At 40.6% G+C, this 13,002-nt stretch carries 10 protein-coding genes; 2 read left to right on the top strand and 8 right to left on the bottom strand.

The genetic code is table 11. The annotated features are described in order from the left end of the window. Positions 1 to 139: 139 nt before the first annotated feature. From PSE72_RS13785 to yfbV, 4 genes are all read right to left on the bottom strand, one after another. On the bottom strand, positions 140 to 1,969 hold the full coding sequence (locus tag PSE72_RS13785) for an SLC13 family permease (RefSeq protein WP_115167030.1): 1,830 nt from the start codon (positions 1,967 to 1,969) through the stop codon (positions 140 to 142). 88 nt (positions 1,970 to 2,057) lie between these two features. Further along, on the bottom strand, positions 2,058 to 2,732 hold the full coding sequence (locus tag PSE72_RS13780) for a sugar phosphatase (RefSeq protein WP_115167029.1): 675 nt from the start codon (positions 2,730 to 2,732) through the stop codon (positions 2,058 to 2,060). A gap of 465 nt (positions 2,733 to 3,197) precedes the next feature. Then, positions 3,198 to 3,692: a YfbU family protein gene (locus PSE72_RS13775; protein WP_004912269.1), complete on the bottom strand. Its 495-nt coding sequence runs from the start codon at positions 3,690 to 3,692 to the stop codon at positions 3,198 to 3,200. Between the two features lie 150 nt (positions 3,693 to 3,842). Beyond that, complete coding sequence (yfbV, locus tag PSE72_RS13770) at positions 3,843 to 4,298, bottom strand: terminus macrodomain insulation protein YfbV (protein WP_217007697.1); 456 nt, start codon at positions 4,296 to 4,298, stop codon at positions 3,843 to 3,845. A 593-nt stretch (positions 4,299 to 4,891) separates the two neighbouring features. On the opposite strand from yfbV, the gene ackA reads away from it, so the two are divergent. Both ackA and pta read left to right on the top strand, forming a co-directional pair. Further along, entirely contained in the window at positions 4,892 to 6,094 is a 1,203-nt protein-coding gene (gene ackA / locus PSE72_RS13765) for an acetate kinase (protein WP_198641555.1), read from the top strand. An 87-nt stretch (positions 6,095 to 6,181) separates the two neighbouring features. Next, positions 6,182 to 8,311 (top strand): phosphate acetyltransferase, encoded by a 2,130-nt coding sequence (gene pta, locus PSE72_RS13760; protein WP_198641588.1) that lies wholly within the window; start codon positions 6,182 to 6,184, stop codon positions 8,309 to 8,311. Between the two features lie 100 nt (positions 8,312 to 8,411). On the opposite strand, the gene PSE72_RS13755 is transcribed toward pta, so the two are convergent. From PSE72_RS13755 to PSE72_RS13740, 4 genes are all read right to left on the bottom strand, one after another. After that, entirely contained in the window at positions 8,412 to 9,770 is a 1,359-nt protein-coding gene (locus PSE72_RS13755) for a hypothetical protein (protein WP_115167026.1), read from the bottom strand. Positions 9,771 to 10,048: 278 nt separating this feature from the next. Next, on the bottom strand, positions 10,049 to 11,491 hold the full coding sequence (locus PSE72_RS13750) for a sodium:solute symporter family protein (protein WP_109911547.1): 1,443 nt from the start codon (positions 11,489 to 11,491) through the stop codon (positions 10,049 to 10,051). Next, on the bottom strand, positions 11,488 to 11,685 hold the full coding sequence (locus PSE72_RS13745) for a DUF3311 domain-containing protein (RefSeq protein WP_115167025.1): 198 nt from the start codon (positions 11,683 to 11,685) through the stop codon (positions 11,488 to 11,490). Before PSE72_RS13745 ends, PSE72_RS13750 begins: the two co-directional genes overlap by 4 nt. A 10-nt stretch (positions 11,686 to 11,695) precedes the next feature. After that, entirely contained in the window at positions 11,696 to 12,940 is a 1,245-nt protein-coding gene (locus PSE72_RS13740) for a M24 family metallopeptidase (RefSeq protein ID WP_115167024.1), read from the bottom strand. Positions 12,941 to 13,002 lie beyond the last annotated feature (62 nt).

Genomic DNA, 13,002 nt, shown 5'->3' with positions numbered 1-13,002 from the left:
GAATTAATATTATGTGTTTTGATTCGAAATTAATGGTAAGTTAAAATACAGGAGAGTAAATTATAATTAATATCATTTAATTGATAAATAAAAGAGGAATGGTTAATTAAAAATATCAATTAACCATTAATGTAATTTCTTAGAATGGAAATAAAATAGGCACAACTGCAATACTAATAAACATCACAATAATAGTGAATGGCACACCCACTTTCAAAAAGTCCGAAAATTTATAACCTCCAGGCCCTAAAACTAAGGTATTAACTGGTGATGAAACGGGGGTCATAAAGGCTGCGGATGCGGCAATGCCAACAATCATCGCAAAAGGCAACGGTGAGACATCCATTTGGCGAGCCGCAGCAATGGCAATCGGAGCCATTAGCACTGCAGTTGCGGTATTAGAAATAAATAACCCAATAGAGGCGCACAGAATAAACAGGCACAATAGCATCACATGTGGCCCTAACCCACCAGCAACTTTCATTAACGCATCAACGGCAAGGGCAATCCCTCCCGTTTCCTGCAGTGCTAGTGCAAAAGGCATCATCCCAACAATTAATATAATACTCGGCCAGTGAATTGACTTATAGGCACTTTCCATATCAATACAGCGAAATTTCCCCATTAACAAGCAGGCAATAAGTGCTGCAATAAAGTTAGGAATTTCATTGGTCACCATCATTGCGACCATTAATGCCAAACAAAATAAGGCATGAGGAGCCTGAGATGCAGCAGGTGCTACCGCCTCTACTTCAGCAGCCAGATTCAATACAATAAAGTTCCGTGGCTTAGTCGATAAAATGCGAATTAATTTCCAATCACCAATGACTAATAAAATATCACCCAATCGAAGCGGTTCATCTACCAACTTGCCGTCCAACGCCTTGCCATCTCGACGAATACCAACCACGTTCAAGCCATAACGAGTACGGAATTTAATGTCTCTTAAAGATTTACCCAAGAGTTCAGAATCTGGATTCATCGATACTTCAGCCATTCCCACATCACGTGATTGATCTGAAAAATAATCTCCCCGTAAAATCATCGGTTCAAGGAGTTGTTCGCTACAAAATTGGCGTAAATCGTCATCGCTCACCGAAATATCGATTAATAAGACATCTCGCTCGCGTAACTCTGTTCCCCCAGTTGCACTCACCATCACTCGACGAAATTTACGCCAACGCTCAATCCCTACCACGTTGGCCTCATAACGGGAACGCAAGTGCAGTTCGTCAAGTGTATGGCCAATGAGTGGCGATCCCTTGCGGATAGCAAGGCGGCGAGCTCTACCTGTCAATTTATAATCACGAATTAAGTCACGAAAGGTGCGTCGATAGCGCTCAGGGAGTTTATCTGGTTCGTTACTGCCTAGCCAACGCCTTGTCAGCCACATGTAGGCAATACCTGCGAATAAAATTAAAATACCAATCGGGGTAATAGAGAAAAATTGGAAGCCTTTGATCCCTTCGCGTACCAATTCACTGTTCACCACCATATTAGGCGGCGTGGCCACCAGTGTCATCATCCCACTGATGAGCCCCGCGAAGCCTAATGGCATCATCAACCGGCTAGGGGACGTTTTCATGCGTGATGCAACGCTTAATACGACGGGGATAAAGATAGCCACCACTCCTGTAGAACTCATAAAAGCCCCTAACCCAGCAACGGTGAGCATGAGGAAAACCAGCATTTTACTTTCGCTGCTTCCTGCAACGCGAACAAGCCAGTCTCCCATTTGGTAAGCGATCCCTGTGCGAACCAGCCCATCACCAATAACAAATAATGCGGCAATTAGCAGAACGTTAGGATCTGCGAAACCTGCGGTAGCTTGCTCTAATGTTAAGGTATCACTCAACACAAACGCGACAATGACAAGCAATGCGACCACATCCATGCGAATTTTATTTGTGGTAAACAAAACTATCGCAATTAATAGGAGGGTTAAGACCCACAGCAATTCTCCGTTCAAAATATCCCCTTTCGACGAAAAAAAACATTGCTAAGAATTTTATTCAGTTAAGCATGTTTTACGGAGAATTTCTTTGATTAAATCACCATTAAGTCAAATTAGACACGAAAAGTTCATAATCACCATTATTGTCAGGCCCCATAACAGAAATTTGAGCCAATGAACTTACAATTACTTGAATTTCATCACGACGAGGCATCCCTTCTGGTGCATGGACTGCCACCACTTGGCAACCGGCTGTTAATGCTGAATGGATGCCTGCTTGCGCATCTTCAAAGGCAATACAGGATTTTGCAGGAAAAGAAAGTGCTTGGGCACCAAGCAAGAACGGTTCTGGGTCCGGCTTTCCTTTCGTGACTTTTTCAAATGTCACCCAATGTTTAGGTTCTGGTAAACCAGCAGCTTGCTGGCGTCCATGGGCAATCGGTACAGTACCAGAAGTGACAATTGCCCACGGAGCGCCAATTTCATTTAAACGTGACAGCAAGGCAATCGCGCCAGGCAGGGCAACCACGCCCTCCACATCTTCGCTTTCCATTTTTTCTAACCAGCGAAAATACCCCATAATTTCTTCATCACTCGCCTCGGGTAAAAAGTGACGCAAACTGGTTAACGCGGGTTTTCCATGGATAAAATTAATGACTTCGGCTGAGTCTACACCAATTCGTTCGCCAAACTTACACCAACAGCGCTCAACCACTGCCAAGGAATCTGCCAATGTGCCATCTAAATCAAATAGAAACCCTTTTGCCTTTAATTTCACGTCTACCCCTTTATTTGCTATTCACATAATAATTGAATCGATTCTGGCCCACTAGTTAACGCTAAATAGACGCCAATGCGCAACCTCAATAACAAAAATAATCAAGATTTGCGTTAATAACTTAGATTTGAATGCACTTGAGAGTTAAAACAGGAAAGGAATGTTGATTTGAAATTGGGATTTTTTAAAACTTTATTTACTTTTTATACTCTATTTGCTCTAAATAATTCGCCTTGTCGCTAGGCGACCAGAGAGGGTATCTCGGGGAGCATACAAAAGTATGTGACCCGAGTAGCTGAACGCAGTCAACAACGAGACAAGGTGAAGTATGACGAGCAAACTTGCTCTAAATTATTCGCGTTGTCGCTAGGCGACTAAAGAGGATATCTCGGGGAGCATACAAAAGTATGTGACCCGAGTAGCCGAACGCAGTCAACAACGCGACAGCGCGAAGAATGACGAGCATTAGGCGTTTAAGATCTGGGAAATCTCCACCGCTGATAAATGATACTGACGCGGGCACGCATGCCAAATCGCTAACATACGATTGTATTTTTCCCACATCGGTGTTTGCGAATTAAAGCCATGCGTTCCGCTATCAAAGTGGGTATAACGCCCTTCTGTGTTAACCATAAAGCGAACATAGCTCAAATAACGTGCTTCTGTTGCTGCATCAAAACCTAAAAATTGCACGCGTCGGCCATCAATGTCTTCCTTGTTAGCCATATTGCTGTAGGAGACTTGTAGCGCATGGTACATTTCCATGATATCAATAACTGTACGGCAAGTGTCTTCACTTAAATGACCAAAGTCTCGGTCCAATTCGCGCATTTGTAAACCAAAGCCACGTTCAATAATGGTTTGTAGGCGGCGATAACGTTCTGCATTATCGGGGTCAAGCATGGTCATCATTTTGTATTGATTAGATAAGATCAAGCGTTGTGCGTTAGTCATTTCCATCATGAGTCTCCTACTAAAAAGTATGGCTTATCTTCGCATTCAACATCAATCATAGACAGTGAAAACATCGCTTTTATTGATCTAAACACCATTTTTGCATTACTTATTGTTAAATCTACCTTTTAACAATAATTTCCCCACACTTTTTGCTTAAATTTCTTCCATAAAAGAGCGGTCTAACTGGTTAAATGCACGTTTTAGCAAGTCAGCTAACGCCATATAATCGGGTTGGTGCTCAACCGGCGCCATAGCGATCCCCGCCTCTGTAAACTTATCACGGATCTCATAAAACCAGCTCAATAAGCTAGATGGCAGAGGCGTCGAAGCACGCTTTCCTAACCACCATAGACCTTGCATTGGCAAACTACAGGCAAAAAGTGCCGTAGCAATGGCGGGTCCCAATTGCCCACCTAACGCGATTTGCCATGCTAATGTAAAAATTGCAATCGGTGGCATAAAGCGAATACCAAAGCGTACCGCCTTGTTAATACGAATTTCGGGGAATATCGGCGACAGTTTTTTCTCCATAGGAAAAGCCTTCAGATAGCGGTTACCTAATCTAAAGCGCTTAAAAAAACCGGGCGGTCTACTTTGCAATGTACTCATGAAACGTTTCCTATCGACTTCTTAAAAACTGAGGCAATAATTTATAAATTACGCATGGTAAAATGATAGCACATTTAAGGTAACGAAATTATTTCATTACATTTACCTTAAGTTAAGTCAATTTACTAAATATCAGCTATTCTAATAGCAACGTAACCCTGTGCTATAACACTACTTTATACGTCACTTATGATTTTAATCAATCAAAGTCCCTATTTTTAAAAAAAACGTATAAAATATAAAATAATTTTAGTAGAATCTGCCACATTTAGAATTGCTGTTGCATTTGTTACTTTGTAGCTTTATCTATCTTCAAAACTGAAGATAGACAACAGTTATATATATTGGGGTTTTTGGTCGTTATTTCAACACTAGGTGCGTAGGTTTACTTTTATATACCTTGGCAAAAAAGATAGCGCCTGTTTTATCAAACCCCTAAGGTCTCACGATCTTTAACTTTTTCGCCTTTAACATGATATCAATCATGATGTTTCAGGTCATAAATACGCTAGGCTCTAGCGGTATATTTTTAATCTGAGTCTTTTCATGTTGTTTAAAAGGCTTCACAACAACAATTAACGATAGGTATTTCCATGTCAAGTAAGCTGGTACTGGTTCTAAACTGCGGTAGCTCCTCACTGAAATTCGCCATCATCGACCCAACTAATGGCGATGAATTTTTATCTGGATTAGCTGAGTGCTTTAACCTCCCGGAAGCCCGTATTAAGTGGAAAATGGATGGTGCTAAGAAAGAAGCGCCTTTAGGTGCTGGTGCAGCGCATAGCGAAGCATTGGATTTCATTGTTAACACTATTCTTGCTGAAAAACCTGAGCTATCAGAGCAAATCACCTCCATTGGTCACCGTATTGTTCATGGTGGTGAGAAATTTACCTCTTCTGTATTAATTACAGACGAAGTGATCGAAGGCATTGAAGCGGCTATTCCATTCGCGCCATTGCATAACCCTGCTCATCTCATCGGTATTGAAGAAGCAAGAAAATCCTTCCCGCATCTGGTCAACAAAAATGTCGCTGTCTTTGATACCGCATTCCATCAGACCATGCCTCAGGAAGCTTATCTGTATGCACTGCCATACGAATTATATTCAGAGCATAGTATCCGCCGTTATGGTGCACACGGTACAAGCCATTACTATGTTTCCCGTGAAGCTGCGAAAAAACTTAACAAACCTATTGATGAGCTCAATGTTATCACTTGCCACTTAGGCAACGGTGGTTCTGTTACTGCCATTGTTAACGGTAAATGTGTTGATACTTCAATGGGCTTAACGCCATTAGAAGGCCTGGTAATGGGAACACGTAGCGGTGATATCGACCCTGCAATTATTTTCCATTTACATGATTCTTTAGGTATGAGCGTTGATCAAATCAACAAAATGCTAACCAAAGAATCTGGTTTATTAGGTTTAACTGGCGTAACAAGCGACTGCCGCTATGTTGAAGATAACTACGGCACTAAAGAAGATGCAACTCGCGCAATGGATGTTTTCTGCCATCGTTTAGCGAAATATGTTGGTGCATATAGTGCACTGATGGAAGGCCGTCTTGATGCTATCATCTTCACTGGTGGTATTGGTGAAAATTCAGCACAAGTTCGTGAAATCACCTTGAAGAAACTGGCAATCCTTGGTTTCGAATATGACCACGAACGTAACTTAGCGGCACGCTTCGGTAAAGAAGGTTTAATCACTACCGATAACAGCCGTCCAGCGCTGGTTATCGCAACCAACGAAGAGTTGGTTATTGCCCAAGATACTGCGCGTTTAACCGCATAAGCAACTTCTACCGCCAGCAACTAGCTGGCGGTATCGTTTTGTCATTAGAGTAACCGAAAGAAAGAGGTTCCCGTGTCCCGTACAATTATGTTAATACCTACTGGCACCAGCGTTGGCTTAACTAGCGTTAGCCTAGGTGTCGTTCGCTCAATGGAACAAAAAGGTGTTCAATTAAGCGTTTTCAAACCTATCGCACAGCCACGCGTCTCTGGCAATAAAGACCAAACCACTGAAGTCCTGCGTTCTCATTCAAGTATTACTACCATTGTTGAGCCACTGACAATGGAATACGTTGAATCGCTACTGACCTCTTCCAAAAAAGATGTATTAATGGAAGAAATCGTAGCTCGCTATCATGACCACACAAAAAATGCGGAAGTGATTTTAATTGAAGGTTTAGTGCCAACGCGTAAACACTCATTTGCTCAATCATTAAACTATGAAATTGCCAAAACATTAGGTGCAGAAATTGTTTTCGTCACTGCACCAGGCAACAGCTCAATCACACAAATGCAAGAGCGTTTAGAGTTAGTACGTAACGAATTTGGTGGCCAACGTAATAAAAATATTATTGGCGTGATCATCAATAAGGTTAATGCCCCTGTTGATGAACAAGGTCGTACTCGCCCTGACTTATCTGAAATCTTTGACGATTCAACTAAGGCAACTGTAGCTAACCTCGATACTAAGCAACTTTCTGCGCTGAATCTGCCGGTACTGGCATCTATTCCATGGAACTTTGATTTAATTGCCACCCGTGCAATTGACATGGCAAAACACTTAAGTGCAGAGATTGTTAACGAAGGTGAAATCAAAACTCGTCGCGTTAAATCTGTGACTTTCTGCGCACGTAGCATCCCGCACATGCTTGAACACTTCCGCCCAGGCTCATTATTAGTGACCTCAGCGGATCGCCCTGATGTATTAGTTTCTGCATCACTAGCAGCAATGAACGGGGTTGAAATCGGTGCAGTTCTACTCACTGGTGGCTACAATATCGATGCGCCTATTCGCCAACTTTGTGAACAAGCCTTCGAAACTGGCTTGCCCGTTTTCATGGTGAAAAGCAATACATGGCAAACATCACTGAATTTACAAAGCTTTAGCTTAGAAGTTCCGGCAGATGACCATGAGCGTATTGAAAAAATTCAAAACTATGTTGCTCGTCATATTAGTAGCGATTGGATTGAATCACTGGTTGCCGACTCTGAACGCCCTAACCGCTTATCACCACCTGCATTCCGTTATCAGTTAACAGAGTTAGCACGTAAAGCAGGCAAGCGTATTGTTCTTCCTGAAGGCGACGAACCACGCACAGTTAAAGCTGCATCTATCTGTGCAGAGCGCGGTATTGCAACTTGCGTACTGTTAGGTAACCCAGAAGACATTCGTCGTGTTGCTGCCGCACAAGGTATTGAACTCGGCACTGGCATTGAAATTGTCGACCCAGTTAAAGTACGCGAAGAATACGTTGCTCGCCTCGTTGAATTACGTAAGAGCAAAGGAATGACAGAGGTTGTTGCTCGTGAGCAGTTAGAAGATAACGTCGTATTAGGGACATTAATGCTGGAAAAAGGCGAAGTTGATGGCCTAGTTTCTGGTGCTGTTCATACGACAGCAAATACCATCCGTCCACCGCTGCAATTAATTAAAACAGCGCCGGGCAGCTCATTAGTTTCTTCCGTCTTCTTTATGCTATTACCTGAACAAGTATTTGTTTATGGTGACTGTGCTATCAATCCAGACCCAACTGCAGAGCAATTATCAGAAATCGCTATCCAATCTGCTGATTCTGCAAAAGCATTCGGTATTGACCCACGCGTTGCGATGATTTCTTACTCTACAGGTGATTCAGGTGCGGGTAGTGATGTTGAGAAAGTGCGTGAAGCAACCCGTTTAGCTCAAGAAAAACGCCCAGATCTGATGATTGATGGCCCATTACAGTACGATGCCGCGGTAATGGCTGATGTGGCTAAATCCAAAGCACCTAATTCTCCAGTTGCAGGTAAAGCGACCGTATTTATCTTCCCAGACTTAAATACCGGTAACACCACGTATAAAGCCGTACAACGTTCTGCTGACCTTGTCTCCATCGGTCCAATGTTGCAAGGTATGCGTAAACCGGTCAATGACTTGTCTCGTGGTGCGTTAGTTGATGACATCGTTTATACCGTTGCGTTAACCGCTATCCAAGCAGTACAAAACGAAAACGCTTAACTAAAATTTTATTTATCTTTTATAAGTAAAAAATGCCAACCAGTTCAAACTGATTGGCATTTTTTTATGATGATAAAGACTGAATTATCACTTAAAAATATTATCCTATTTGTCGAAGGTGCAAGTCATAGATGTACTCATTCACCTCTGCCTGCTCAAGATAAACTACCTGTATTTGCAATGGAAGTTCAATACCCGGGTCGATAGTATGTCCACTCGTATTACCTAAAATAACATTTCCACCTACTTCTTCCTTCGTCAACCAGTTTTTTTGGCTTTCATACCAGTTTTCAGAAACTTTAGCGCCAGCTGGTAATTGGAATGTGAGTTGCCATTTATTAACGCGTGAATTTTGTGATTTTAATGTCAACATGTAGCTGTAAAGATAACCACCTTCCCCAGCCCAACTAGCTTGATACTGTTGTAAAACTTCTAATTCTCTTTCTGCTGTCACCGTAATCGCAGAAATTGCATTATTATTGCCTTCATTTTCATAGCCTTTCGGTAGTGTCAGGCTACAGGCTAATTGCGTATCACCTACTGTCGTTAAGCTTGCATTTAATGGAATATTTACAACCTTTGAACTATTTCGGTCTATATCAACCGTTGAGCCAAATTCACCCACTATAACAAGAGAGCTATTCCCTGAATTCGCATTTATAATCGCACTACGAACCAATGTATCACTGTTATTCGTAATCTTAAGTGGGACTGACTTTGACTCTCCGGTTAATAACGTAACTTGCGTATCTATCGTTAAATTTAATTCAACCCTAGCTTTTACCTCGACTTTTACATCATAAGTATTACTTCCCTGATTAATAACACCAATCGGAGTGTGGATCCGAACACTTAATAGTGTTTCACCCGTATTTTTCCCTTCAAGAGATACAGGGATTGTGGTGATCATATTTGAGTGAAGATCAATTAATTCAGGGTATGAAATGACATTGGCTACATCACTATTTTTTGTGGTTATCTCTAATGTGACACCATAAACAGCAACATTGCCTTTATTAACTATATCAATTTCAATATTATTAACTTTACCTAATGTACTTTGGAGAGGACTTTCAGAAGATATTTCTAAAGTAACTAACTCAACGGGGGCAGCAACAACAGAACGTGTTAGATCATTCCAACCTAAACCAACCAATGACGCGATTGAAGACAATGCAGGGACTCGTAATATTTCACCATCAAGGTTAAGACCTGCGACAAGCGTAGCTGCTTTAGACATATTGTTGACAACACAGGAAACGCCATCATGATGCCCCACATCAAATCCATATGATTCAAGTTCCTTCTGATCAAGTTGAATATCTGGAGATATTAAAAGAATATCGCCAATTTCTGAATTGTTATAATCAATATTTGTATAGAGTGCTAATTTATTAGGTGGGCATTTATCTTTTCCTTTCTGATTTTTCAATAATTCAACTGACTCATTTTTTTTCATAATAAGAATCCTTCATATCAAATAATATTTAAGCATGTAAAAACTTAAGAAACCCACCTTTTAAAACAGTAAGAAATTAGCCTAAAGGAAGATTCATATAAGTAGCTTAAATTACTATAAGGTTAAATTTATTGCTGACAAGATAAATAAGATAATAATATTCATCAATTGATTGTTAATTATTAAATGAATTTAAATTCAAACTAATCAAATAAAAAAATACACCCTGCGATATAATCACAAGGTGCAATATTAATAAAAAATTAAAATATCACTTGTTACTTTGTTTTGCTAAATAATGAAATTATTACCGCCACAATAATATTCAGAATAAATGCAGCAATACCGATATTCATGAAACTTAAACTTTCCCCTAACCAAGGGAACAATTGCGCTAAAGAAATTTTCTCGATATAGGTTACCGCGAGAAATAAAACCCCCGCGGAAATCCCACAAATAGCGCCCGCAGGGGTCATTGGATTTTTCTGTTTAAAACTCATCAACAAAGCTGGGAAAAACTGCGCAACAATATTGACCCCGAGTAACATAATAGCCACCAAGGTATCGTTACTGTGGAAAATAAAATACAAGCTGACTAACGCAACAACAGGCACCATAAAGCGTGCATAAACACCAGACTGGCGTTTTTCCTCACTCACTCCCATCGCTTTTTGTACAACGCCCGCTAACATATTAGAGGTGGTTAGTAGCAACATCGACCCTGGGACTAATGCGGTTAGCATACCCGCGGCACCAATAAAACCGACCACAATAGGTGAGAAGGTGCTTTTAGATATCTCAAACAGCGATAAATCCACAGCTGAGCCTTCAAGATGCGGAATTTGTAATATAGACGCATAACCCACAAAAAATGCAAATAACATAATTAAGCTATAGGCAGGAATTAAAATACTATTGCGTTTTAAGGATTTTTCATCTTTAGCCGTAAATACCGCAGCCATATAATGTGGCCAACAGAAATAGGCGACCACAGATAAGAATATTGTGGAAATATACCAAGGAATATTTAGACCCGTTTCGGAGAATGTTAAAAAGCTTGGCATCGCCGTATCTATCGCTTTAAACATCTCCCCAAAGCTACCGTAATAATGAAGTGGGATATAAATACCAATAAATACGACCACAATTAAAATCATTAAATCTTTCAGTGCTGATGTCCAAGCTGACCCATGAATACCGGAGATCATCACAAACAACGTCACTGCAATAATTCCAATCCATATGGCAATATCTGCAGGAATTGCGCCATAAGACGCTTGTGAAACAATAATGCCTAATCCTTTAAGCTGCAAAACAAATAAAGGCACCATCGCAGCAATAGAAATCAAGCTAATTAATAACCCTAACCCCGGGCTTTGGTATTTCTTGGTAAATAACTCAGAAATCGTTCTGACATCATTATCTTTTGCAAAGCGCCATACTCTTGGGTGTACCCAGTATAAAAAGATCCCCATAAAAGCATTGACCGCTAAGGTATATAAAATTGCAGGTCCTTTACCGTAAGCCCAGCCGCTTCCACCAAGAAAAGTAAACGTGGTATATATTTCCCCTGCACTTAGAAGGAAAACTAGCAATGCACCATAGCTGCGCCCACCGACAGACCACCCTTCGTGATCCATCGTTTTGCCTTTTTTAGCACGGATAGCAAGATAAATGCTAAATAGGAAAAAAATTGTAATAATAATTAATGCGGAACTCATGAGCTTTCCTTCGTATTTTTATTATCTAATACATTGATTAATAACATAACTAAGGCTGTAACAATCACCCATGAGACAATCCAGAACATTAAAAATGGCAAGCCCATCACAAAAGGCTCTACTTGATTGGCATAATAGATACCTACGGTTAATGCGAGGATTGGAAAAATAACTAAATAATGATACCACTTCATATACCGCCCCTTATTCCATTTGCCCGAAAGAAATTAATTCACGAGGCAAATGACTTAACATTTCGACTCCATCTTCAGTAATAAGCAGCATATCTTCAATCATAATGCCACCAACACCAATCCCGTAATACGGTGTTTCTAAACTCATCACCATCCCAGCTCTAAATATTTCTGTCGTCGCCGCGCTCACAAAAGGGGCTTCTTCTAACCCAACGAACACCCCATCACCATGACCTAGGTGCCCACGATTATAATGAGGCAAGCCTGAAGAACGAATGAGGGCCATTGTTTCATTAAAAACATCACTTAATGCAACGCCAGGTGCAACTCGGCTTAACATATATTGATGGCCTTTTAAGATAGTTTGATAAATATCAGCGACTTTTTCATTCGGTTGACCAACCACAAATGTCCTTGCAATATCAGCACCGTAACCAGCCACATCTACACCACAGTCAAATTTAATTAAGTCACCTTCTTTTGCTGGTTGATCATCTGGGATCATTTTGGGTGAAAAATCACTGCCCACTGAAATTAAATTGAAGCGACTATAGTTCGTTTCAGGGAATTCCATCACTTTAGCTTTAAAAGCAGCGGTTAATTCCGCTGAAGTACAGCCAACCCTGATTAATTTACTCGCAGCAGCGATACCGGCTTCTGTAATTTGTGCAGATTTTCTGAGATGAGCAATTTCCCACTCACTTTTAATCATGCGTAATTCATTAAATAACGGCGAAGAATCAACCAAATTTAAACCAGGAATAATCCTATCCAACCATACTTTACCGGTATGTGTAATTTGGTTTAATTCAATCGCAACTGGTTTTCCATAAACCCCCGCTTCAGACAATGCTTCTTTGAGTAAATTGAAAATTGTTTCTATTGGGCTATTAATTGGCCTTGGTTTTACCACTTTGCCATTTTCAGGGTTGTAAGGGTCGTCTACATCCACCCAAATTGGGAATGTTTTAATCTTTGCATTAGGCATTTGAAGTGACAAGTTTGCTGCTTCAAATTCATTCATAATAACCAATGATTCTATGGAAGGATCGCGAAAAATAACCGCAATCGCAGAGCCTGTTTGCCTGAAAGTATACATAAAGAAGCTCGCAAAACCGGTTAGGTGATAGAAGTTATCACCCACGGTTGCGATTAATGCTTCAATTCCTTCACGCTCCATAATCTCGCGAGCTTTATTGGTTACGTTCTCAAGGTGTTGTTGTTTCAAAAAAGTATTCTGTTTATCAATTGTCATTTTTATTCTCTCGAAGCGTTATATATACATCAAGCAGTGCATCATATCGCAAACGATAAATG

This window comes from Providencia sp. PROV116, from assembly GCF_028482485.1.
GTDB classification, from domain to species: Bacteria; Pseudomonadota; Gammaproteobacteria; order Enterobacterales; family Enterobacteriaceae; genus Providencia; species Providencia rettgeri.
Note: the sequence above shows the minus strand (reverse complement) of the source record. Positions and strands in the feature narration are given on the sequence as shown.

Bases quoted from the DNA above. Each gene is read 5' to 3' on its own strand.
- PSE72_RS13775 (WP_004912269.1), bottom strand. From the start codon at position 3,692: ATGGAAATGACTAACGCACAACGCTTGATCTTATCTAATCAATACAAA.
- yfbV (WP_217007697.1), bottom strand. From the start codon at position 4,298: ATGAGTACATTGCAAAGTAGACCGCCCGGTTTTTTTAAGCGCTTTAGA.
- ackA (WP_198641555.1), top strand. From the start codon at position 4,892: ATGTCAAGTAAGCTGGTACTGGTTCTAAACTGCGGTAGCTCCTCACTG.
- pta (WP_198641588.1), top strand. From the start codon at position 6,182: ATGTTAATACCTACTGGCACCAGCGTTGGCTTAACTAGCGTTAGCCTA.
- PSE72_RS13755 (WP_115167026.1), bottom strand. From the start codon at position 9,770: ATGAAAAAAAATGAGTCAGTTGAATTATTGAAAAATCAGAAAGGAAAA.
- PSE72_RS13750 (WP_109911547.1), bottom strand. From the start codon at position 11,491: ATGAGTTCCGCATTAATTATTATTACAATTTTTTTCCTATTTAGCATT.
- PSE72_RS13745 (WP_115167025.1), bottom strand. From the start codon at position 11,685: ATGAAGTGGTATCATTATTTAGTTATTTTTCCAATCCTCGCATTAACC.
- PSE72_RS13740 (WP_115167024.1), bottom strand. From the start codon at position 12,940: ATGACAATTGATAAACAGAATACTTTTTTGAAACAACAACACCTTGAG.